The organism is Rhodococcus sp. NPDC056960, assembly GCF_042674125.1.
Lineage (GTDB): Bacteria > Actinomycetota > Actinomycetes > Mycobacteriales > Mycobacteriaceae > Rhodococcus_F.
The window spans coordinates 253,808-274,803 of sequence record NZ_JBHURF010000006.1 but is presented as its reverse complement, the minus strand read 5'-3'; the positions used below and the strand labels follow the sequence as shown (position 1 = coordinate 274,803).

The following is a 20,996-nucleotide window of genomic DNA, read 5'->3' as shown; positions in this document are numbered from 1 at the left end:
CTCCATCAGTATTCAGACCCGGTCTCCGCATCCAGCGGTTCCCTCACCTATCGAGGAGACACATGAACAATCGATTCAGGCTTCCCGCATACGTCAGCGTCGCAGTGCTCGCATTTCTTGCGATAGCCGCCGACGGCTACGACCTTGCCATCTTCGGTGCCGCGACGCCGAAACTGCTCCACTACGCTGATTGGGGTCTCACTACCGCGCAAGTCGGCGTGATCGCCAGTGCGGCGATCATGGGAATGGGTATCGGATCCATCGCAGCAGGCGTGCTCGCCGACCGATACGGTGTCCGGCGATTGTTCCTACTCTCCGTCACCTGGTTCTCCGTCGGCATGATGCTGTGCGCAGTGGCACCCACCGCCGAACTGCTCGGTATCGCCCGCTTCATCGCAGGGTTCGGCCTCGGTGGGGTCGTGCCCACCGCGGTCGCGGTGACGCTGAGCGTCGCACCGGCAGACCGGAAGAATTTCCTCAACGGCGTGATTCTGGCCGGCATACCCATCGGCGGCGTCCTTGCCGCCCTCACCGCCCTGGCCTTCCTCGACGTGCTGGGCTGGCGTGGCGTCTTCTTCGTCGGGGGCGCTTTCCCCCTGCTGACTGTGGTACCGATCGCCGCGGTGAAACTCCGTCGGTGGGTACCCACGCCGCACACTCGGCGTTCCGACGGCGAAGTCACCCGCCGCACCTTGCGCGACGTCTTCAAGAATCTCGGACCCACTGGATGGGGAGCCCTGGCGGTGTTCACCGCGCTGACCTTCTGTGGCCAGATCCAGTGGTACGGACTGCTCACCTGGTTGCCGCAGATCATGAAGGCCAGCGGTTACTCCCTCGGATCCGCATTGGTCTTCCTGGTGATCTTCAGTATCGGTGCTGCCACCGGTGCGTCCGGAGGCTCCTGGATTGCGGACAAGTTCGGAGAACGTCGCGCAGTTCTCGCCGCCTTCACAGTCGGCGCGGTCGCCGTCATGACCCTCGCGGTACACCTGCCGTCGCCCGTCCTCTACGTTTTCCTGTTCCTCGCCGGGGCGGGGACGGGCGGTACGCAGCCCATCGTCTTCGGATACGTGGCCACCTACTTCCCCGTCGATATCCGCACCAGCGTTCTCGGATTCGTTTCCGGAGTGGGCCGGATCGGTGGTGTCTGCGGACCGATCCTGGGCGGCCTTCTCGCGGGCCGGCCGCCGATCGTCATCTTCTCTGCTCTCTCCGGGATCGGGGTCTTCGCCGCACTTCTCTGCTGCGTCGCGTTGGCGGCGAACAAGTCCGAGATGGACGACACCACCGTAACGGCAAGCACCCCGGCCGAGGTCTGAGTGAACGTCACCGTGTTGGTCGGCGGGGTGGGCGGGGCCCGGTTCCTGCAAGGGGTGCGGAGGCTGCTCGGTGCCGATTCGGGCCACCGCATCACTGCGGTGGTCAACGTCGGCGATGACGTGTGGATGCACGGGCTGCGGATCTGCCCGGACCTGGACACCTGCATGTACACCCTCGGCGGAGGCATCGATCCCGAGCGCGGCTGGGGTCACGTGGGTGAATCCTGGAATGCCAAGGACGAACTCGCCGCCTACGGCGCGAAACCCGACTGGTTCGGGCTCGGCGACCGGGACATCGCCACGCACCTGATCCGGTCGCAGATGCTGCGCACGGGACATCGGTTGTCGGCGGTCACCGAGACGCTGTGCGGCCGGTGGCAGCCGGGTGTGACCCTGCTGCCGGTGACCGACGATCGTAGCGAGACTCATGTCGTGATCACCGATCCCGACGACGGGGAGCAGCGGGCGATCCACTTCCAGGAGTGGTGGGTTCGGCACCGCGCGCAGGTGCCGACGCACAGCTTCGCGCACATCGGCGCCGAGCGGGCCACCCCGGCGCCGGGGGTGCTCGCGGCGATCGAGGACGCCGACCTGGTGCTGTTGGCGCCGTCGAATCCGGTGGTCAGTGTCGGGGCGATCCTCGCGGTCCCCGGGATCCGGGGTGCGTTGCGGACGACCGCGGCGAAGGTGGTCGGGATCTCCCCGATCGTCGGCGGAAAACCGTTGCGCGGCATGGCCGACGCCTGCCTCGATGTGATCGGTGTGGAGACCTCGGCGGAGGCGATCGGGCGTTGGTACGGGGCGCGGAGCGGGACCGGGATCCTCGACGGCTGGCTGGTCCACGACACCGATTCCGCCGAGGTGCCGGGCGTGGACGTGCGGGAAGTCCCGCTGATCATGACCGACCCTGACGCGACCGCGGACATGGTCCGTGCCGCACTCGACTTGGTAGGGGCTCTTCTGTGAGTGAAATTGCGCGACAATCCGATCACGCGCCCGGCCGTGCGCTCGAGATCCGCCCTGTCGCCGGTCTTCCGGAGTTCCGGCCCGGCGACGACCTGGCCGGGGCGATCGTCGCGGCGGCGCCGTGGCTGCGGGACGGTGACGTGGTGGTGGTCACCAGCAAGGTGTTCTCGAAGGTCGAGGGCCGGATCGTGTCCTCGCCCACCGACCCCGAGGAACGGGATGCGGCCCGGTGGCGGCTGGTCGAGCAGGAAGCCGTCCGCATCGTCGCCCGCAGGGGCCGGACGCTGATCACCGAGAACCGGCTGGGGATCGTCCAAGCGGCGTCCGGTATCGACGGATCGAACGTCGAGGGCTCCGAACTCGCCTTGCTGCCGGAGGATCCGGATGCCAGCGCCCGCGCACTCCGCGGTGCCGTGAAGGCCGCGCTCGGTGTCACGGTCGCGGTGGTGGTCACCGACACCATGGGGCGGGCATGGCGCAACGGGCAGATCGACGCCGCTATCGGCGCGGCCGGTGTTCCGGTGCTGCACAGGTACGCCGGGTCGCGTGACGGTCAGGGCAACGAACTGATGGTGACGGAGGTCGCGGTCGCCGACGAGATCGCCGCGGCCGGTGACCTGGTCAAGGGCAAGCTCGGCGGGGTGCCGGTCGCCGTGGTGCGTGGCCTGGAGCTGGTCGACGACGGTTCGCGGGCGCAGGACCTGAATCGTCGCGGCGCGGACGATATGTTCTGGCTCGGCACCGCCGAATCCGTCGAGCTGGGGCGTTCGGAGGCGCTGCTGCTGCGCCGCTCGGTCCGTCAGTTTTCGGACGACCCGGTCGATCCCGGTGCGGTCCGGGCGTCGATCGCGCAGGCTCTCACCGCTCCTGCGCCGCATCACGCCCGGCCGGTGCGGTTTGTGTGGGTCCGGACCCGGGCCGTCCGCGACGCATTGTTGTCTCGGATGGCCGAGCGGTGGCGTGCCGACCTCACCTCCGACGGTTTGAGCGTGGACGCCGTCGAGGCGCGGGTGGCGCGGGGGAACATTCTGGTCGACGCACCCGAGATCATCATCCCGTTCTGCGTTCCGGACGGCGCCCACACCTATCCCGACCCGCGTAGACGGGCGGCGGAGTCGACGATGTTCACCGTCGCGGTCGGTGCGGCGGTACAGGGGCTGCTGGTGTCGTTGGCGACCAAGGGAATCGGGAGCTGCTGGATCGGCTCGACGATCTTCGCCGCCGACACCGTCCGCGACGTTCTCGATCTGCCCGCGGATTGGCACCCGCTCGGCGCGATCGCCGTCGGTCATCCCCTCGAGCCGCTGACACCCCGCACCGCCGCCGACCCCGGCGACGCCCTGATCGAGAAATAACCGCCACCCAACCAGCTCTGCCTGATCGATCAATTCCGACGACACGCTGACGCCGATCGTCGATAGCGAAGGGAAATGAGTAGAGAATGACTGTCGTGTCCGAACCCACCACACCGCGAAAGGTCGAGTTGACCGACGAAGAGATCTTCGCCGGCCACATCGGGGGGAAGCTCTCCGTAGAGACCACCACCGCTCTCGATTCGCAGCGCGCCCTGTCCATCGCCTACACCCCGGGTGTCGCGCAGGTCTCCCGCGCCATCCATGCCGACGAGACCCTCGCCGACCGGTACACCTGGACCAGCCGCCTGGTGGTCGTCGTCTCGGACGGGTCCGCGGTCCTCGGTCTCGGTGACATCGGCCCCCGCGCCTCCCTTCCCGTGATGGAGGGCAAGTCCGCGCTGTTCAAGAACTTCGCCGGCCTGAACTCCATCCCCCTGGTCCTGGGCACCAAGGACCCCGACGAGATCGTCGAGACCCTGATCCGGCTGCGCCCCAGCTTCGGCGCCGTCAACCTCGAAGACATCTCCGCACCCCGCTGCTTCGAGATCGAACAACGCGTCATCGAAGCCCTGGACTGCCCGGTCATGCACGACGACCAGCACGGCACCGCCATCGTCGTCCTCGCCGCGCTCAAGGGTGCGGTCACGGTCCAGGACCGCGACCTCGCCTCGCTGCGGGTGGTGATCTCCGGTGCCGGCGCCGCCGGGGTCGCGTGCGCGAACATCCTGCTCGCCGCCGGCATCGCCGACGTGACGGTGCTGGATTCGAAGGGCATCGTCTCCGCCGACCGCCAGGACCTCAACGCGGTCAAGATCGATCTGGCCGCCCGCACCAACCCGGCCGGACGTCGCGGCGGCATCGCCCTCGCCCTGGACGGCGCGGACGTGTTCCTCGGCGTGTCCGCGGGCACCGTCCCGGAGGAACTCATCGCGACGATGGCGGAGAACTCCATCGTGTTCGCCCTGTCGAACCCGGACCCGGAGATCCACCCCGACCTCGCCCGCAAGCATGCGGCGATCGTCGCCACCGGGCGCAGCGATTTCCCGAACCAGATCAACAACGTGCTCGCCTTCCCCGGAGTATTCAAGGGTGCCCTCGACGCCGGGGCCCGCCGCATCACCGAGGGCATGAAACTTGCCGCCGCCGAGGCCATCCTCTCGGTCGTCGGTGACGAGCTGGCGATGGACAGGATCGTTCCCAGCCCGCTCGATCCTCGCGTCGCCCCCGCTGTCGCGGAGGCAGTCGCCGCCGCTGCTCGCGCGGAAGGCGTCACCGGCTAGCGAGGATCCACAACCGAGACATGACCCCTGAACGGCCGAGCAGGAAACGGGATACACGTACGGACCGATATCACCGGGCGATCATGCAATTCCACCGAGCGTGGGAACCTTTCGGTGGTCCCAGTGCCGCAGACATCTTCACCGAGTTCGGGCTCACCGTGAACCAGTACTACGCTCGGTACCGTGCCGTCACGCGCTCCAGCAGCAACACAAGTATTTGCGAGTAGAGACCGAACTGCTTGTCGCGCAGCATGAAAAGCTGATTTGCAGTCCCCCTGGAACGGGATGCCCATCGTCGAGTTGAGTGATGCATCGCACATCGAGTTTTTGACCCATGGGTACATAACGGTCTTACTATGGAAAGACGAGAGCGGGCAGAAGCAAAGTGGGAGAATGGCTGTGTCTATCAAAATGACCGGACCAAGTACTACGACCGGCGCGGCGGCCGAATCCATAGCAGGCAGCCCGCCGCCGGTTGCACGGCCGACGTCGATCCCGCCGAAACCGAAGCCGAAGCCGATGGCCGCGTTCCCCGAGGCGCCGACCGAACCGGCCGAGGGCGGATCTACCGGGACCGCTATTCGCGGGATGGCCAGGGCTCTGGTCGCCAACATGACCGCCAGCTTGAGTATTCCGACGGCAACGAGTGTCCGCACGATCCCGGCGAAGCTCATGATCGACAATCGCATCGTCATCAACGGCCACATGGCGCGGGCGCGCGGCGGCAAGATCAGCTTCATGCATCTGATCGGCTGGGCGCTCGTCAAGGCGCTCGCGGATTTCCCGAGCCAGACCGTGTCCTACGCCGAAGTCGACGGCAAGCCGTTCGCTGTGACGCCGGATCACGTGAACCTCGGAATCGCCGTTGATGTAACGAAACCCGATGGATCTCGATTCCTCGTCGTCCCGAACATCAAGCGGGCGGACGAGATGAGCTTCGGTGAATTCCTGTCGGCGTATGAGACTCTCATTGCCAAGTCGCGAACCAACGCACTGACCGTCGAGGATTTCGCCGGTACGACACTGTCGCTGACCAACCCCGGCGGCATCGGGACGGAACATTCGATCACCCGGCTGATGGAAGGCCAGGGGTGTGTCATCGGTGCGGGCGCTCTGGAATATCCAGCCGAGTTCCAGGGGGCCAGCGAACAGACCCTTGCCGATCTCGCCATCAGCAAGACGATCACCCTGACGAGCACATACGATCACCGGGTCATCCAGGGCGCGGCGTCGGGGGAATTCCTCAAGCGAGTCCACGAACTCCTCACCGGGCAGTCCGGCTTCTACGAAGAGATCTTCGAGGCCCTGCGAATTCCATACGAGCCGATTCGTTGGGCACCCGACATCAAGGTGGATCCGGCGAGCGCGGTGGACAAGACAGCGCGCGTGCAGCAGCTCATCGAGGCGTACCGCACCCGCGGGCATCTCATTGCCGACATCGACCCTCTCGAGTACGCCCAGCGGTCCCACCCCGATCTGGATGTGGCCAGTCACGGGCTCACGTTCTGGGACTTGGACCGGGAATTCGTCACCGGTGATTTCGGTGGCGACCAGCGGCAGATGAAGCTCCGCGACATCGTCGGTGTTCTGCGTGATGCCTATTGCCGCACCGTCGGTATCGAGTACATGCACATTCAGGATCCGGAGCAGCGCGCGTGGATCCAGGACAGGGTCGAGCTGCTCTACTCGAAACCGACCCACGACGAGCAGATGCGAATCCTGGGCAAGCTCAACGAGGCGGAAGCCTTCGAGACGTTCCTCCAGACCAAATACATCGGCCAGACGCGCTTCAGTCTCGAAGGGGGCGAGTCGACGATCCCGTTGTTGGACGCGATCATGCATGCGGCGGCCGATATTGGTCTCGACGGTGTGGCCGTCGCGATGGCGCACCGGGGACGGCTCAGCGTGCTCACGAACATCGCAGGAAAGACGTACGGCCAGGTGTTCCACGAATTCGAGGGCACCGATGTCTCGGACAATTCCGACGGTTCGGGGGACGTGAAGTACCACCTGGGAACCGAAGGAATCTTTGCCGGCGCGGACGGCGAGAAGATCCCGGTCTACGTGGGGGCGAATCCGTCCCACCTCGACGCGGTCGACGGCGTGCTGGAGGGCATCGTGCGTGCCCGGCAGGACCTGAGGCCGGCCGGTACGTTCCGCACCTTGCCGATCATCATCCACGGTGACGCGGCGATGGCCGGCCAGGGTGTCGTCGGAGAGACCATGCAGATGTCGCAGCTGCGCGGCTACCGCACGGGCGGCACGATCCGCATCAACATCAACAACCAGGTGGGCTTCACGACGCTGCCGGGTGAGGCCCGGAGCTCCGTCTACTCGACGGACGTCGCCAAGACGATCCAGGCGCCGATCTTCCACGTCAACGGCGACGATCCTGAGGCCGTCGTCCGAGTTGCGGAGCTCGCTTTCGCCTACCGCCAGCGGTTCCACCGCGACGTGGTCATCGACCTCATCTGCTACCGCCGACGCGGCCACAACGAGGCCGACGATCCGTCGATGACGCAGCCGCAGATGTACGACCGCATCGAGGGCAAGCGCAGTGTCCGGACCCTCTACACGGAGGCGCTGGTCGGTCGTGGTGACATCACCCTCGACGAGTACGAGCAGGCCAATGCGGACTTCCGCGGCCGGCTCGAGAGCGCGTTCGCCGAGACCCGTGCCGAACAGAGCGGCATGGTGCACGACTCCGCGACACATCCGGTCGACGCGCTGGAGAGGATGCTTGCCGATGAGCCCGAAGCGCGGCGGAGTCCCGATACCACCGGGGTGAGTTCCGACGTGATCGCTCTCGTGGGAGATGCCTTCGACCATCGGCCGCCCGGCTTCACCGTCCACCCGAAGTTGCAACAGCTGCTCGACAAGCGAGTGCAGATGAGCCGCGGAGGGGACATCGATTGGGCCTTCGCCGAACTCCTGGCATTCGGTTCGCTACTGGTGGAGGGGACACCCGTCCGGCTCACCGGTCAGGACAGTCGCCGGGGCACGTTCGTCCAACGCCACGCGGTGCTTCACGACCGAGACAACGGTCGGGAATGGCTCCCGCTCACCGATATTGCCGAGGACCAGGGCCGGTTCTGGATCTACGATTCGCTGCTCAGTGAGTACGCCGTAATGGGATTCGAGTACGGCTATTCGGTGGAACGATCCGACGCGCTGGTGCTGTGGGAGGCACAGTTCGGCGACTTCGCGAACGGTGCCCAGATCATCGTCGACGAGTTCATCAGCTCGGCCGACCAGAAATGGGGACAGCAGTCCTCACTGGTTCTGCTCCTGCCGCACGGCTACGAGGGCAGCGGACCGGATCATTCGTCGGCGCGCATCGAACGCTTCCTCCAGCTCTGCGCGGAGAACAACATGACGGTGGCGCAACCGTCGACCCCCGCATCGTATTTCCACCTCCTCCGGCGGCAGGCCTATGCTCGCCCACGCAAACCGCTCGTCGTGTTCACCCCGAAGTCGATGTTGCGCATGCGGGCAGCGACCAGCGCCCTATCCGAATTCACTACCGGTGCATTCGAACCCGTCATTGACGATCCGCGGGCGCTCGACAAGGCCGATGTCCGCCGCGTGCTGTTGGTGTCGGGCAAGCTGTACTACGACTTGCTCGACAGACTCGCCAAGTCTCCGGATCCGCAGATCGCGCTGGTACGAATCGAACAGTTCTACCCGCTGCCCGAATCGCAGCTGGCCGATGTCGTCGGCACCTACCCCGACGCCGAACTGGTATGGGTGCAGGAGGAGCCGAGAAACCAAGGCGCCTGGACGTTCCTTCTCAGCGAGCTCGGGACCATCGGCTCTCGTCGCATTCGCCTCGTGTCTCGCCCGGCCTCTGCCGCTCCGGCAACGGGTTCGAGCAAACGGCACACCCAGGAACAGCGGAAGCTCATCGACGAGGCGCTGGAGAAGTAGGCCTGAGCCGGCGCTCTGCCGCTCACGCAGACTCGCGGGGCTGCCACGATGCGCCGTCTTGTCGTAACGTCGTAGGAGTGAGCTCGACGAATGACCGACCGCTGTTCCTGATGACCGGTGTGGGCAGTGGGCACGGCAGCATCAGCCGACTGGTCGCCGAGTTGCTCCTGCATAGTGGCGCGCCGGTGCGGGCAATGGTTCATCGCGATGACGGTCGTGCCGACGCCCTACGAGAGTTGGGAGCAGAGATCGTCGCCGGCGATCTGACGTGCCCCGGCGACGTTGCTGCGGCGCTGGCGGGCGTCACGCGGATGTTCTTCAACATGAGTGTCTCCGCGGATTATCTGGAAGCCGCCGCGGTTGTCTGCGCGATTGCCGACGAGCGGGGCGATCTCGAGGCGTTGGTGAACATGTCGCAGATGACGGTGTCGCAGATGACGTCGACCAGCACCGAGGAGTCCCGGCATCAACGACTGCACTGGCTCGCCGAGCGCATCCTGAACTGGTCCGGTCTGCCCGTCGTCCATGTCAGACCGACGGTCTTTCTGGATAATCCGCTGTTCACCCTCATGGCGAGCCATTCGGTCGCCGAACGTGGCGTTCTGGCTTTGCCGTTCGGTTCCGGTAGGACCTCGCCCATCGCCGCTACCGACGTGGCCCGCGTCATCGCCGTTCTACTCCAGGATCCAGCAGAGCGCGTAGGGCACGTCTATGAGCTGACCGGCCCCGCCGTTCTTGACATCGAGGGACTCGCCGAGCAGTACACCCGTGGCCTGGGTCGGCCGGTAACCGGATCCGATCTGCCCTACGACGACTTCGTGGAGCTGTTGGGCGCGGTGCCGGGTATCTCGTCGCATACCGTGCAACACCTCCTCACGGTCGCGAAACTGCACCGCGACGATCGTTACAACCGGCTGACCACCGACGTCGAGGACGTGACCGGACAGCCCGCGCAGACGGTCGAGCAATACGTCGCCGCACACCGCGAGTTGTTCTCGACGACTGACGCCCCCGGTAGCACCGACTGAAGAAGTCGTTCAGCGAAGGTCGTCTTGCCGGTGTCGTTGGGCCCGACGATGAGATCGAGACGCTTCACAGAAGTCTGCGCGCGCCGGGTGGCCATCCGCATCGCCGCGGCGAGGACCGGGCCGTACACGAGCACGTAGATGTTCTGCAGCACGAACGCGATCGGCCACGGCGGTGGAAACAGGAACAGTCCGACGACGGCGAAGCACCAGATTGATCTGACCGTAGAACAGCGTTGTCCGCAGCGGTTCGAGGAACGTGCACGTCAGCGTCATCAGGAACGTGACCGGCACCAGGTGCGGCGTGATCCGGTAACCGAGGATGCGCCAGCACAGGAGGATGCATCCCGCGAGCACACCCAGGTTGACGACCATCCAGATGTTGTCGACGTATGCGCCGGGTATCCGTTCGAGCGGCACGAACGCGATCGCCGAGAACGGGGAGTACGTGTGCAGGCAACCCAGCACGACGGGACCGCTGTAGAGCGGCAGGTCGTGCAGCACGCGCCACCCGCCGTCCCGGTAGACGTGCAGATCGGCGCCGCCCGCGAACAACCCGATCTCCGGCGTCCGCGGGTCGACGGTGCCGAAAACCGTTGACGGACAACCGGGCGCATGCAACACTGAACTAGATGGTTCAGCATTCGGTTCTCGACGCCACGTTCGCCGCCCTGGCGGACCCCACCCGGCGTGGGATTCTCGACCGACTCGGCGACGGCGCCTGCACGATCAGCGACCTGGCCGAAGTCTTCGAGATGACCCTCACCGGCATCAAGAAGCACGTGCGACTGCTCGAAGATGCGGGGATGGTCGTGACCGAGAAACGGGGCCGGGTGCGGTACTGCATGCTGGGGACCAATTCCCTCGAGCGTGAGGTGGCCTGGATCCGCGGCTACCAGAGGTCGCTCGAAGGCCGGCTGAACCGTCTGGACGAATTCCTCAATCGAACGGAAGGCACGTCATGAGCACCTCACAGTCCTCCACCGCCGCGACCCTCTCGACACCGACGGACCGCGAGATCCACGTCGAACGCATTTTCAATGCCCCGCGCGCCCGGGTGTGGGCGGCGTTCACGACACCGGACCTGCTGACGCAGTGGTGGGGCCGCGGAAACCGCCTCGACATCGAGCGCTGGGAATTCGAGCGCGGCGGGCACTGGCGCTTCGTCGAACACGCCGACGACGACTCCCACGGATTCGAGGGCAGGTTCCGGGAGATCACCCCGCAAGAGCGCCTGGTGTACACGTTCGAGTGGGACGGCATGCCCGGCCACGTCATCATCGAGAACAACACCTACACCGACCTCGAGGACGGACGCACCAAACTGTCCGTCATCAGTCAGTTCCACACCCCCGAGGAGCGCGACGGCATGCTGCAGACCGGCATGGAAGGCGGCATGAACGAAAGCTACGCCGCCCTCGATGCCGTTCTGGCGCAGACGAGCTGGTAGCCGGAGCCCCCCGGGCAACATCGTTGCGTTTATTTCGTTTGTTCCGTATATTGCGTTTAGGAGGTGGGGCCGGTGTCCGGAGCGCATGAGCAGCCCAGCGTTGTCGAGCAGGAGCAGGCCCGACAGGCGCTCCAGTTGCTTCGTGACATCGATCCCACGGGGGAGACCGTCGATATCACCGTCGCCGGTACCTCGGAGTCGGTGCACCTTCCTCGCGCCGCCCTCGACCTGATTCGCGACGTGCTGGCGAACATGGCCGCAGGCCAGGGCGTCACCGTTGTCCCGGCACACGCGGAGCTGACCACACAACAGGCCGCGCAGATGCTCAACGTCTCGCGCCCGCATGTGATCAAGCTGCTCGACGAGGGGCACATCGAGTATCGGATGGTCGGACGGCATCGGCGGATCCGTGCATCGTCTCTGCTCGCCTATCAGCGGTCGCAGTTGGGAAGTTCCCGCACTGCGGCGGACGAGTTGGCGACTCTGTCGGAAGACCTGGGGCTGTACTGACGTGACGTTCACCGTGTTGTACGACGCGAATGTGTTGTACCCGAATGTGTTGCGCGATGTTCTTATCCGGCTTGCGCAGACCGGCTTGGTGCATGCCCGGTGGACAGACCGGATCCTCGACGAGATGTTCGAGAACTTAGAAGAGGATCGCCCGGATATCCCGGCAGGGACGTTGGCGAAGTTGCGGGAGTTGATGAACAGAGCGGTACCGGACTGCCTGATCACCGGGTACGAGAAGCTCATTCCTGCCCTCACTCTGCCCGACGCGGATGACCGGCATGTGTTGGCTGCGGCGATCAGATCGGGCGCCCAGGTCATAGTCACAGCGAACCTGCGCGACTTCCCCAACTCCGAGTTGGCGCAGTTCGGTATCGAGGCCAAGCATCCGGACGAGTTTGTGATGGATCTGTTTCACCTCGACGGAGTGCGCGTCCATCAGGCGGTCAGCGCGACGGCGGCGGCGTGGCGCAATCCACCGGGAACTCCCGCTGATGTGTGTGACCGCCTCGTGGCGGCGGGCTTCCCATCTCCGCTGCCGCTCTCCGACGCTGACAATGAAATTTGATCAACGTCGATTATGCTGCGGCGGGCGACCTCTGGGCCGACGAGCTCGGCGCCGTGCTGAGCAAGGCCGTGATCGGGGCCGGATCGGCGCAACTGCACAGCTGGCAAGCGGCGTGTGCAGGCCGCAGAGTTCGCCGATCACTCGACGAGCACGCAGCGGGCGCCGCTGAAGATGGTGGGCATGCATTTGTTGCAATGGATGCACAGTGACGGGGTGCGAGGCTCGGATCGGATGCGGTTCACCAGATCGGGTTCGCGTAGCAGAGCCCGGGCCATGGCGACGAATTCGAAGCCCTCGGCCATGGCGGTGTCCATGCCGGCCCGGTCGGTGACGCCGCCGAGCAGGACGAGCGGCAAGGTCACCGCCGCGCGGATCTGGCGTGCGTGCTCGAGCATGAACAGGTCGCGGTAGGGGTAGGCGTGGATCATCGACTTGCCCACCAGGTGCACGCCGAGTCGGACCGGTTGCGGCATGGCGGCGGCGAACTCGCGGACCGGTGCGTCGCCCTTGAACAGGTACATGGGGTTGAGAAGTGAACTGCCCATGGTGAGTTCGAGGGCGTCGACGCTGCCGTCGCGTTCCAGCTGTCGGGCCACCTGGATGGCCTCGTCGAGCCAGAATCCGCCGGGCACGCCGTCGTCCATGTTGAGTTTGGCGAGGATCGCGACCCTGCCGCCGACGGCCTCGCGCACGGTCCGGGCGACGTCCCGCACCACCCGGGCGCGATTCTCGAGCGATCCGCCGTACGAATCCGTGCGACGGTTCAGCTTCGGGCTGAGGAAAGAACTGGCGAAATAGTTGTGGCCGAAGTGGATCTCGACGGCGTCGAACCCGGACTCGACCGCGAGCCGTGCCGCGGTGCCGTGCGCGGCGGTGATTCTGGCGATGTCGGCGGTACTCGCGCTGCGGATCATGCGCATGCTGAGCGGGTTGAACGACCGCGACGGCGCGAGCGCGGGCAGTCCGGTGGACTTCTCGTTCGCGACGGGTCCGGCGTGACCGAGTTGGGCGCTCGCGGCCGCCCCCTCGGCGTGGATGGCGTCGGTGAGCTTGCGCAGACCGGGCACCGCGTCGGGGCGCATCCACAATTGCCCGCGTTCGGTGCGACCCTCCGGTGCCACGGCGCAGTAGGCCACCGTCGACATTCCGACCCCACCCGCCGCGGGGCGGCGATGGAACTCGATCAGTTCGTCGGTGACCAGTGCGTCGGGCGTGCGGCCCTCGAACGTGGCCGACTTGATGACCCGGTTGCGCAACGTGAGGGGGCCCAGGGTGGCCGGAGCGAAAACGTGGGGTGGTGTCGTCATTTCAGGCCCTTCGTCGCGGACACCCGACGGTAGGTCACGACGCGGTGGGGCGACCCGGAAGTGTCCGCTGAGCGGGAGACCGCCGCGGCCCCACGGACGACCCCTCGACGTCCGTGAGACAGCGGCGGCGTCCGGTCAGCCGACGGCCTCGGGTGTCTTCTCCGGCGCGCCGTCGTCGGCCGCAGAGCGCTGCCTGCGGCCGAGCACCCAGCAGGCCAGGGTGATCGCGCACGTGAACGTGAGCGTCGCGAACAATTGGTTGCGTGCCGCGTCGTCGAACAATGCCAGCACCGCGACCGCGGCGAGCAGCGCGAGAGCGACGTACGACAGATACGGGAAGCCCCACATCTTCAGTGGCAGATCCGTCCGGCCCGACTTCTCGGCGCGCCGCCGCAACACGATCTGCGACACGGTGACGAACGTCCACAACACCAGGATCGTCGAACCGACCGCGTTGAGCAGCAGCGGGAGAACACGATCCGGTGCCAGGTAGTTGAGGACGACGGTGACGAAACCGAACGCCACCGAGGCCAGCACCGCCACCCTGGGAACGCCGTTGCCCGACACCCGGCCGAACACCTTCGCCGCCGCGCCGCGTTCGGACAGCGAGTAGATCATCCGGGAACCGCTGAACAGCATGGCGTTCAGCGACGACAGCAGTGCGATCACCACGACGACGGTCATCACGGCGCCGGCGCCGGGCACGTGTGCGGCGTTCAGGACGGCGACGAACGGACCCGTCGCGAGTTCGTCCGCGGTCCACGGCAGCACCGTCACCATGATCAGCACCGAACCGACGTAGAACACCAGGATCCGCCACACGATGGACCGCACCGCGCGGCTCACGTTGCGCTTGGGCTCCGACGTCTCCGCGGCCGCGATGGCCATCACCTCGGTGCCGCCGAACGCGAACACGACGATCAGCAGCCCGGCCGCGATGCCGGTGACGCCGTTGGGGGCGAACCCGCCGTGGCCGGTGAGATTCGACAGTCCCGGCGCGTCGAAGCTCGGAATCCAGCCGAGGATCATCGCGCAGCCGACCGCCAGAAACGCGACGATGGCGACGATCTTCAGTGCGGCGAACCAGAATTCGAACTCACCGAAGCGGGAGACACCCGCCAGGTTCACGGCGGTCAGCACGCTCATGTACGCCAGGGCCGCCACCCATTGCGGCACCGCGGGTATCGACGCGGCCGTGATCGCGGCCGCCGCCGTCGCTTCCGCGGCCACCACGATGACGACCTGCACCCAGTAGAGCCAGCCGATGGTCCGGCCGGCGATCGGGCCCATCGCGTTCTCGGCGTGGACGGAGAACGCACCGCTGTCGGGATCGGCGGCCACCATCTCGCCCATCATCCGCATCACGAGGACGACAAGGAATCCGGCGATGAGGAAGGAGACGAGCACGGCGGGCCCGGCGACGGCGATGCCCGCACCGGAGCCGACGAACAGTCCGGCGCCGATCGCGCCGCCCAGACTCATCATCACCAGCTGACGCGGTTTCATCGCCTGCTGGAGGCCCGACGTGGAAGCCGGTGGATCGTGCACTGTGTTCATGGGTTCTCCCGGTCCGTCAGACGAGCTGATCGAGTGCGATCTCGAACGCGGTACCGGCGATTCCGGTCGGCTGTGCATTCCGTGCGAAGCAGCGCTCGAGCGCCGTCGCGATCGTGGCGGAGACGTCACCGAAGATCGCCTCGTCCGACACCTCGACGTCACCCTCCATCAGCAACGCGAATGCCCGGGCCATACCGCAGTTGGCGATGAAGTCGGGAACCACGGCGACGCTCTTGTCCGCGTATTCGTAGGTGGGTCCGTAGAAGATCTCGTCGTCCGCGAACGGCACGTTGGCGCCGCTCGCCACCACCTCGAGGCCGCCCGCGATCAACCGGTCCACCTGTTCGCGGGTCACCAGACGCGATGCGGCGCAGGGCAGGAACACCTCGGCGCCGGAACTCCAGATCGTCGCGTCGATCTCCTCGAACGGCACGGTGCCTGCGGCACGCAGTTCGTTGCCTTCCTTCGCGAGGAACAGGGCGCGGATCTGCTCGAAGTCGTAGCCGTCGGTGTTCGACAGTCCGCCGTTGCGGTCGAGGATGCCGACGATCCGGGCACCCGACTGCGCCAGGTAGTACGCGGCGGCGGCACCGACGTTGCCCCAGCCCTGCATGATGACCCGCTTGCCGGCCAGTTCGCCGCCGTAGACCCGGTAGTAGTGCCGCACCGATTCGGCGACACCCCACCCGGTGATCAGATCGGACACCGTGTACTTCGCCTGCGGATCGGGAGTGAACCGCGCATCCTCGACGACTTTCGCGACGCCGAGCCGCAACTGGCCGACCCGCTGCACTCGTTCACGGTCGCTGGCCGCGAAGTGTCCGTTGACGACGCCTTCCTGCGGATGCCACAGCCCGTAGCTCTCGGTGATCGGCACGACCTCGGCCATCTCGTCGACGTTCAGGTCGCCGCCGGTGCCGTAGTACGACTTGAGCAGCGGGGTCACGGCTTTGAACCAGCGTCGCAGCACCTCGTCCTTGCGCGGGTCGGTCGGGTCGAAGTCGATGCCCGACTTCGCGCCGCCGATCGCCGGTCCCGAGACGGTGAACTTCACTTCCATCGTCTTCGCGAGCGACTCCACCTCGCGGCGATCGAGACCGCGGCGCATCCGGGTTCCGCCGCCGGCGGCGCCGCCCCGCAGCGAATTGATCACCGTCCATCCGCGTGCGGAGGTCTCCGTGTCGTGCCACTCGAAGACGATCTCGGGGGCCTTCTCTTCGAATCGGGTGAGCAGATTCTTCATCGCTTCTCTCGGTTTCTCGACTGCCGGGATGGGGCGTCGCGATCGGTGTGCCCGACCGCTGCCCGCGCTGTTACGGCGATCACTGTGGTGGGCGCCACTCGTGCGCCGCAACCGGGCGGCCGGCAGGTAGTCGCGGTGAACACCACCGAGAAAGAAGTTCCAGAATCTTCTATTCAGTTTGTGCAGCAGAACCGGTGATCGTGGTGCTAATCCGGTTCCGCGGGCGCTGTGCGGTAGGCCGGCGCCTTCGCCGAGCGCGGTCGGTCGAGGGTGCGGAGAAGGGGCATCGAGCGATAGGGGACGATCACCGACAGCACCATCACGCTGGTGGATCGGGCGACCACGCTGGACTTGTTCAGATCGATCAGGGTCTGTTGCAGCCCGAGGTGCGAGCCGGCGGCGATGCGGCACAGGATGTCGCCGGAACCGGTGGTCGCGAACGCCTCGAGCACACCGGGAATCGACTCCAGTTCGTTGGTCACGGAGTCGAGTGCGCCCTGCGCCGTCTCCAGCGTGACGAACGCCTGCACGTCGAACCCGGCGGCGGCGAGGTCGAGGCGCGGCTCGTATCCGGCGATCACGCCCGACTCCTCGAGTTTGCGCACCCGCGCCTGGACGGTGGCCCGCGCGACCTTGAGCCGCCGGGACAGTTCGAGTACGCCCGCCTTCGGGTCGTCGTGCATGGCGTCGAGGAGGGCGAAGTCGAGTTCGTCCAACTGCACAGCGTCCTTCATGGCCGGGCCTCTCCGAAGTGATCCAACTAGTCCGACTGTATAAGAAAAGTGGTCCAGGGGCCGTCAAAGGTGGCACTACGGCTAGCTACTGCTGGCTCGGTTGCCTATGTGAGCGGCGTGGGTTTTCGTAGTGACCCAGGCAACAGGCCACGCCCCCCGTCCCTCGAACCAGGAAGACAGCGATGACGATCGAGCAGACTCTCACCGACAAGGAACGCCTGGCAGGTCTCGACCTCGGCCAGCTCGAGCAACTGGTCGGGCTGGTGGAATACGACGGCACCCGCGACCCGTTCCCGGTCAGCGGCTGGGACGCCGTCGTCTGGGTGGTCGGCAACGCCACCCAGACGGCCCACTACTTCCAGTCCGCCTTCGGGATGACCCTCGTCGCCTACTCCGGGCCCACCACCGGCAACCGCGACCACCACGCCTTCGTCCTCGAATCCGGGGCCGTCCGCTTCGTGATCAAGGGCGCCGTCGACCCGCAGAGCCCGCTGATCGAGCACCACCGCACCCACGGTGACGGCGTCGTCGACATCGCGCTCGCCGTCCCCGACGTCGACAAGTGCATCGCCCACGCCCGCGCCCAGGGCGCCACCGTCCTCGACGAACCGCACGACGTGTCCGACGAGCACGGCACCGTCCGGCTCGCCGCGATCGCCACCTACGGCGACACCCGGCACACCCTCGTCGACCGCACCAATTACACCGGCCCGTACCTCCCCGGTTTCGTCGAGCGGACGTCGTCGCACACCAAGCGGGACGGCGCCCCCAAGCGCATCTTCCAGGCCCTCGACCACGTCGTCGGCAACGTCGAACTCGGCAAGATGGACCACTGGGTCGACTTCTACAACCGGGTCATGGGATTCACGAACATGGCCGAGTTCGTCGGCGAGGACATCGCCACCGACTACTCCGCGCTGATGTCGAAGGTCGTCTCCAACGGCAACCACCGGGTGAAGTTCCCGCTCAACGAACCCGCGATCGCCAAGAAGCGTTCGCAGATCGACGAGTACCTCGACTTCTACGGCGGTCCCGGCGCCCAGCACCTGGCGTTGGCGACGAACGACATCCTCACCGCCGTCGACCAGCTCACCGCCGAGGGCGTCGAATTCCTCGCCACCCCCGACTCCTACTACGAGGACCCGGAACTGCGCGCCCGGATCGGCAACGTCCGCGCCCCCATCGAGGAATTGCAGAAGCGCGGCATCCTCGTCGACCGAGACGAAGACGGTTACCTGCTGCAGATCTTCACCAAACCCCTCGTCGACCGTCCCACCGTGTTCTTCGAACTCATCGAACGCCACGGCTCCCTCGGCTTCGGCATCGGCAACTTCAAAGCTCTGTTCGAGGCCATCGAACGTGAACAGGCCGCCCGCGGAAACTTCTGAGCGAGAAGGTCACTCCACGGTCGGGGGGACGCCGATCGCCGTCAGCAGAAATGCCTCGGCGGCGGCGGCGTCCACACCGAGCGTGGTGAGCGGGCCGGGAGCGTCGGACTCGCTGCCGAGCAGTGCGAGCAGCATGTGTTCGGTACCGACGTAGTTGTGGCCGAGGCGCACCGCCTCACGAACGGTGAGTTCGATGACCTTCTTCGCCGCCGCCGAGTACGGAATCAGAGCGGGCAACTCGGCGTCGGCCACGGCTTCGGGCACCGTGGCCTCGGCGGTCTCGCGGATCGCGATCGGGGTGATGTCCTGGTCTGCCAGCGCGCGCATCGCGAGACTGTCCGGTGCGCAGAGCAGGCCGAGGAGCAGGTGCTCAGATCGGATCTCGGGCTGGTGGGCGGCCCGGGCCTCTTCCTGTGACTGGACCACCGCTTGCCGGGCTTTCTCGGTGAAGCGCGCAAACATGTTCGCACTTTCCTTGGGGGTGAAACGTTGTTGCGCAGCTTGTTTGGTGACTCCGATGCAGCCACCGATCTCCGTCCACGATGCGCCGCTGCGTCGCGCCTGATCCACGAAGTGCCCGATCAGGTGGTCGGCGACCTCGTTGACGTGGTCGGCGGTGAGCACGGCCGCGGTGAGTTGTTCGAGCGGTTGATCGGGATAGCCGGCGCGGATCCCGTCGATCAGGTCGTCGAGCCGAATTTTCGTCATGCGTCAACGCTAGATTGACGATCCTGTATCGTCAAGGCTTACTTGACGATGTTGTGCGGCGGCTTTCCCTCCGGATCGGTCCGCTCGCGAATACGATGACGCCATGAGCCCTACCGAGGCAGTGGTGGCCGGGGCCGGGCCGACCGGTCTCACGCTCGCATTGGAACTGGCGCGACGCGGTGTCGAAGTGCGGATCCTCGACAAGTCGTCGCAGCCGTTCGCCGGCTCGCGGGGCAAGGGATTGACTGCACGCAGCCAGGAGATATTCGACGACCTCGGCATCGTCGACGAGGTCGTCGACGCGGGGTTCCGGCACCTCCCCAACCGGATCGCGGTGCGCGGTCAGGTGGTCAGCGACGGCGACCCGCACGCGGACCTGAGCCCCAGCCCCGACCGGCCCTACGACAGCGGGCTCATTATTCCGCAGTGGCGGACCGAGCAGATCCTGCGAGATCGGCTCTCGGAGTTCGGAATCGACGTGGAGCGCGGCGTCGAGGTGGTCGGATTCGACCAGAACACCGACAAGGTGACGGTCATGCTCGCCGGGGGCGAGACCCTCATGGCGCGCTACCTCGTCGGCTGCGACGGCGGACGCAGTGCGGTGCGCAAGGCGCTCGGGGTGTCGTTCGAGGGGTCCGGCGGAATCGAGGGCATGCTCCTCGGGGACGTCGCCGTCGACGGTGTGACCCCCGACCGCTGGTACCAGTGGACGCACCCGGAGAAGGGGTTCGTCGCGTTGTGCCCGTTCCGGGGAGTGAACTCCTGGCAGTTCCAGGGTGTGCCGTTCGCCGATTTCGACGAGGACGGCAACCTGCCGGAACCGTCGCTCGACTACTTCCAGCGGGTGCTCGACGACGTCGCCTGCGATCCGGGCGTCCGACTGTCCGATCCGACCTGGCTGTCGACGTGGCGGGTCAACGTGCGCATGGTGGACCGCTTCCGCGACGGTCGCGTGTTTCTGGCCGGGGACGCGGCCCACATCCACCCGCCGGCCGGTGGGCTCGGAATGAACACCGGCATTCAGGACGCCTACAACCTGGGGTGGAAGCTCGCGCTGGTGCTGGCCGGTTCCGCGGACCCGTCGCTCCTCGACACGTACCAGGACGAGCGCATGCCGCTCGCGCGCTGGACGCTCGGGGTGAGCAGCGAGGGGTTGCAGAAGGTCGCCGCGAGCCTCGGCAGCGAGGAATCCACAGGCCTCGCGGGCGCTGTCACCGAGGACGGTCAGCAACTCGGATTCGGCTACCCGTGGAGTTCGCTGTCGCAGGACGGGGACGTGACTACGGGTCTACGCGCCGGCGACCGAGCACCCGACGCGCCGTGCCTGAGCCCGGACGGCACCCCGCTGCGACTGTTCGACGTCTTCCGCGGCACGCATTTCACCATCCTCGGTTTCGGCGGCGGGTCCCGGCACCTGCTGCAGACCCTCGCCGAGGAGGCGCCCGACGACGTGAAATACGTGGTGGTGGGCGATTCCCGCGGACCCGGTATCGACGTGGTCGACGACCGCGGTTTTGCCCGCAGCGCGTACGGGGCACACGGTGGCACGCTGGTGGTGGTGCGCCCCGACGGTTATGTGGCGCTCACCGCCGCGGCCACCGACACCGATGACGTCCTCGACTATCTCGGCCGCCTCGTGGGGAGGTCGTCCTGACGAAAGGC

18 protein-coding genes are annotated in these 20,996 nt (G+C 66.4%); 12 read left to right on the top strand and 6 right to left on the bottom strand.

Annotated features, from left to right (window positions below; all coding sequences use genetic code 11):
- The first annotated feature begins 62 nt into the window (after positions 1-62).
- The 6 genes from ACFTWF_RS11925 to ACFTWF_RS11900 all read left to right on the top strand — a co-directional run bounded on the left by ACFTWF_RS11925 (position 63) and on the right by ACFTWF_RS11900 (position 9,875).
- On the top strand, positions 63-1,319 hold the full coding sequence (locus tag ACFTWF_RS11925; protein ID WP_378461406.1) for an MFS transporter: 1,257 nt from the start codon (positions 63-65) through the stop codon (positions 1,317-1,319).
- Positions 1,320-2,285 (top strand): 2-phospho-L-lactate transferase, encoded by a 966-nt coding sequence (gene cofD / locus ACFTWF_RS11920; RefSeq protein ID WP_378461405.1) that lies wholly within the window; start codon positions 1,320-1,322, stop codon positions 2,283-2,285. It begins immediately after the preceding gene.
- Positions 2,282-3,640 carry a coenzyme F420-0:L-glutamate ligase gene (locus tag ACFTWF_RS11915; RefSeq protein ID WP_378461404.1) on the top strand — a complete coding sequence of 453 codons (1,359 nt, stop codon included), beginning with the start codon at positions 2,282-2,284 and terminating at the stop codon, positions 3,638-3,640. The genes cofD and ACFTWF_RS11915 overlap by 4 nt, the downstream gene beginning before the upstream one ends.
- 86 nt (positions 3,641-3,726) lie before the next feature.
- Positions 3,727-4,920: an NADP-dependent malic enzyme gene (locus ACFTWF_RS11910; protein ID WP_378461403.1), complete on the top strand. Its 1,194-nt coding sequence runs from the start codon at positions 3,727-3,729 to the stop codon at positions 4,918-4,920.
- Positions 4,921-5,319: 399 nt separating this feature from the next.
- Positions 5,320-8,847 (top strand): multifunctional oxoglutarate decarboxylase/oxoglutarate dehydrogenase thiamine pyrophosphate-binding subunit/dihydrolipoyllysine-residue succinyltransferase subunit, encoded by a 3,528-nt coding sequence (locus ACFTWF_RS11905; RefSeq protein ID WP_378461402.1) that lies wholly within the window; start codon positions 5,320-5,322, stop codon positions 8,845-8,847.
- Positions 8,848-8,957: 110 nt separating this feature from the next.
- Complete coding sequence (locus tag ACFTWF_RS11900) at positions 8,958-9,875, top strand: NAD(P)H-binding protein (protein ID WP_378461492.1); 918 nt, start codon at positions 8,958-8,960, stop codon at positions 9,873-9,875.
- A 9-nt stretch (positions 9,876-9,884) separates the two neighbouring features.
- On the opposite strand, the gene ACFTWF_RS11895 is transcribed toward ACFTWF_RS11900, so the two are convergent.
- A complete protein-coding gene (locus tag ACFTWF_RS11895) occupies positions 9,885-10,496 on the bottom strand; it encodes a glycosyltransferase 87 family protein (RefSeq protein WP_378461401.1) in 612 nt (203 codons plus the stop codon).
- Between the two features lie 8 nt (positions 10,497-10,504).
- On the opposite strand from ACFTWF_RS11895, the gene ACFTWF_RS11890 reads away from it, so the two are divergent.
- From ACFTWF_RS11890 to ACFTWF_RS11875, 4 genes are all read left to right on the top strand, one after another.
- Entirely contained in the window at positions 10,505-10,837 is a 333-nt protein-coding gene (locus ACFTWF_RS11890; protein WP_378461400.1) for an ArsR/SmtB family transcription factor, read from the top strand.
- Positions 10,834-11,322 carry an SRPBCC family protein gene (locus ACFTWF_RS11885; protein WP_378461399.1) on the top strand — a complete coding sequence of 163 codons (489 nt, stop codon included), beginning with the start codon at positions 10,834-10,836 and terminating at the stop codon, positions 11,320-11,322. Before ACFTWF_RS11890 ends, ACFTWF_RS11885 begins: the two co-directional genes overlap by 4 nt.
- 72 nt (positions 11,323-11,394) lie before the next feature.
- Positions 11,395-11,832 carry a helix-turn-helix domain-containing protein gene (locus ACFTWF_RS11880; protein WP_378461398.1) on the top strand — a complete coding sequence of 146 codons (438 nt, stop codon included), beginning with the start codon at positions 11,395-11,397 and terminating at the stop codon, positions 11,830-11,832.
- Between the two features lies 1 nt (position 11,833).
- A complete protein-coding gene (locus ACFTWF_RS11875; protein ID WP_378461397.1) occupies positions 11,834-12,397 on the top strand; it encodes a PIN domain-containing protein in 564 nt (187 codons plus the stop codon).
- 137 nt (positions 12,398-12,534) lie between these two features.
- Here ACFTWF_RS11875 and ACFTWF_RS11870 read toward each other — a convergent pair whose 3' ends face one another.
- From ACFTWF_RS11870 to ACFTWF_RS11855, 4 genes are all read right to left on the bottom strand, one after another.
- Positions 12,535-13,704 (bottom strand): NADH:flavin oxidoreductase, encoded by a 1,170-nt coding sequence (locus tag ACFTWF_RS11870; RefSeq protein ID WP_378461396.1) that lies wholly within the window; start codon positions 13,702-13,704, stop codon positions 12,535-12,537.
- 135 nt (positions 13,705-13,839) lie between these two features.
- Positions 13,840-15,261 carry an amino acid permease gene (locus ACFTWF_RS11865; RefSeq protein WP_378461395.1) on the bottom strand — a complete coding sequence of 474 codons (1,422 nt, stop codon included), beginning with the start codon at positions 15,259-15,261 and terminating at the stop codon, positions 13,840-13,842.
- A 16-nt stretch (positions 15,262-15,277) separates the two neighbouring features.
- Entirely contained in the window at positions 15,278-16,504 is a 1,227-nt protein-coding gene (locus ACFTWF_RS11860) for a Glu/Leu/Phe/Val dehydrogenase dimerization domain-containing protein (RefSeq protein WP_378461394.1), read from the bottom strand.
- Between the two features lie 206 nt (positions 16,505-16,710).
- Positions 16,711-17,238: an Lrp/AsnC family transcriptional regulator gene (locus ACFTWF_RS11855; RefSeq protein WP_378461393.1), complete on the bottom strand. Its 528-nt coding sequence runs from the start codon at positions 17,236-17,238 to the stop codon at positions 16,711-16,713.
- Positions 17,239-17,420: 182 nt separating this feature from the next.
- Here ACFTWF_RS11855 and hppD point away from each other — a divergent pair, with 182 nt between their 5' ends.
- On the top strand, positions 17,421-18,626 hold the full coding sequence (hppD, locus tag ACFTWF_RS11850; RefSeq protein ID WP_378461392.1) for a 4-hydroxyphenylpyruvate dioxygenase: 1,206 nt from the start codon (positions 17,421-17,423) through the stop codon (positions 18,624-18,626).
- Positions 18,627-18,635: 9 nt separating this feature from the next.
- Here the strand turns inward: hppD and ACFTWF_RS11845 are convergent, their stop codons facing one another.
- Positions 18,636-19,334: a Clp protease N-terminal domain-containing protein gene (locus ACFTWF_RS11845; protein ID WP_378461391.1), complete on the bottom strand. Its 699-nt coding sequence runs from the start codon at positions 19,332-19,334 to the stop codon at positions 18,636-18,638.
- Between the two features lie 103 nt (positions 19,335-19,437).
- Here ACFTWF_RS11845 and ACFTWF_RS11840 point away from each other — a divergent pair, with 103 nt between their 5' ends.
- Positions 19,438-20,988, top strand: a complete 1,551-nt coding sequence (locus tag ACFTWF_RS11840; RefSeq protein ID WP_378461390.1) for an FAD-dependent oxidoreductase — start codon at positions 19,438-19,440, stop codon at positions 20,986-20,988.
- The last annotated feature ends 8 nt before the right edge of the window (positions 20,989-20,996 follow it).